Annotated in this window: 1 protein-coding gene; it reads left to right on the forward strand. The window is 69.7% G+C overall.

What is annotated here, in order from left to right; genetic code table 11:
• A partial coding sequence (gene vgrG / locus OC610_RS28500; protein ID WP_264433080.1) for a type VI secretion system tip protein VgrG occupies positions 1-636 on the forward strand: 636 nt, incomplete at both ends.

The raw sequence follows: 636 nt of genomic DNA on the forward strand, positions 1-636 counted from the left end.
CTGGACGGCGAAGTCGACCACACCCGAGGCGCCAAGGGCACCTACGGCGAGGCCTATCACTACGGCGAACCCTACACGGTGCTGGGCGAGCGCTACGCCCTGGACGAGGACCTGCAAAGCGAAAGCGGTTTCTTCTACGCCCGCCTGCGCCACGAGCTCTACCTCAACGACCAGACCCGCCTCAGCGGCACCACCAGCAGCGCCATCCTCGCCCCGGCGCAGAAGCTCGAAATCACCGGCGGCGCGCCCCAGGCCTTCGGGCCCGGCGCGGTGATCGTCAGCCTGCGCACCGAAGCGGCCCGCGACCGCAGCTTCATCGCTCATTTCCAGGCCATTCCCTACTCGGAAACCGTCTGCTTTCGCCCGGCGCTGCTGCCCAAGCCGCGCATGAGCGGCACCATCCCCGCCCGCATCAGCCACCCGGTGGTCAACCCGCCGTACGCCGACCTCGACTTCGAAGGCCGCTACAAAGTGCGCTTCCTGTTCGACCGCGACACCTGGCAGCCCGGCCGCGAAAGCGCCTGGCTACGCCTGGCCCGACCCTACGGCGGCGACACCCACGGCCTGCACCTCCCGCTGCAGGCCGGCACCGAAGTGGCGATCGCCTTCGAACACGGCGACCCCGACCGCCCCTAC

Source organism: Pseudomonas agronomica, from assembly GCF_025917275.1.
Lineage (GTDB): Bacteria > Pseudomonadota > Gammaproteobacteria > Pseudomonadales > Pseudomonadaceae > Aquipseudomonas > Aquipseudomonas agronomica.